Below are 1478 nucleotides of genomic sequence, written 5' to 3'. Positions count from 1 at the left end.
GTTAGTGAAAAAACTTCATCATTATCTCGCATTAGCAAATATAATAATGTTTGTTACATTTTTGACAAGGACTAGAAGGTCCGAGTCACGCTTGACGTTCTGTTTAGTTTTCAAAGAACTTGTCCAATCGCTCAAAAGCGACTTTATCAATATATCACGTAACCGCTTAGGAAGTCAACACTTTTTTAGAGAAAGTTTTTTCAGTGCTGATTTCATTAATTGCTTAATTGCAGCGACGAAGAATAATATAACATGCTGAATTTTATCTTGCAAGTGTATTTTGAAAAAAAATTGTCAGTAGTTTTTTCTACACCTATAACAATAAACATTATCCGAATGCCTCAGCAGTTTATCAGTAAATAATTTCGTATATTGATTTTCTGAACAAGAGTTTGTATTTGTAGAATAAGATAGAAGTCATTTGCGAGAATGATCATTATATAATAGAAATTGTCACGCGTGTTGATTATGAATAATTTCCCATAAAAAAGCGACAAAAAGGAACGCTCTCTTGTAAAATGTAAGTACGACCAAACAATTTACGAGAAGAAGCGTTCCCTATGAAAGAGCCTACCATGTTTCCGAATTTGATTCCAAAGTTTATATCTGATGAAGAGTTACAGCCACTGATTGAGCTAATCGGCTATGAAGATACTGCACGAAAATTAACGGTTAAAATGCTGATCCAGTATCTTGTGGCTGCGGCGAACTGTGAGTGGAAAAGTCTTCGCCATTGCTCGGATGTCGGCGCTTTGGTGGGTCTTGTAGACGTTAATTATTCGACATTATCCAAAAAACTTGGTCAGCTTGATTATAGGTTAATGAAGCAGGTCTTTGCGCTGATTGTGAACAAATGTAATCGGGTGACTCGACGCGTACTAAAGATTCCAAACCGGTTGTTACTTGTAGATTCAACGACGATTACTGTTGGGAAAAGCCGGTTGCCTTGGGCGGTTTTTCACGGGGAACGTTCGGGCATCAAGTTTCATGTTAGCTTTACTCCAGAAACAAATATGCCTTTGAACGTCATTGAAACGATTGGTTTAAAACATGACGGACCTGTCGGTGAAGGGCTTGCAGACAAGCGTTTTGTACTTGTGGAAGACCGGGCTTATTTTAAAATCAAGCGCATCGATCAGTTTGTTTTAGATGAACAGGATTTCGTAATCAGGATAAAAGAAAACGTTGAATTGTCTACTATCAAGTCACTTCAACGCTTGTCAGTAAAGGATTCAAAAGTCACAAGCGATATCACTTGTCTTCTCGGTACCATTCAGTCACGTTCAGAAAGACGACATCGTGTTGTCTTTTTTAAAGACAATGAAGGGCGTGAAATCCGCGTCGTGACAAGCTTACGCAATGTTTCAGCCGAAGTAATCGCCGACATGTATAAAGCAAGGTGGGGGATTGAGTCATTTTTCCGCTGGATTAAGCAAAATCTAAATGTGCCGGTTTTATTCGGCACGACTGAAAACGCT

1 protein-coding gene is annotated in these 1478 nt (G+C 38.5%); it reads left to right on the top strand.

The genetic code is table 11. From position 1 onward, the window contains the following. Positions 1-560: 560 nt before the first annotated feature. The coding region (locus tag ACOI1C_RS22495; protein WP_422512866.1) for an IS4 family transposase at positions 561-1478 on the top strand (918 nt) is incomplete at its 3' end.

Source organism: Bacillus sp. DJP31, from assembly GCF_049310945.1.
Classification (GTDB): domain Bacteria; phylum Bacillota; class Bacilli; order Bacillales; family SA4; genus Bacillus_BS.
The sequence above is the reverse complement of the archived record's forward strand: the minus strand, read 5'-3'. Positions and strand labels throughout refer to the sequence as shown.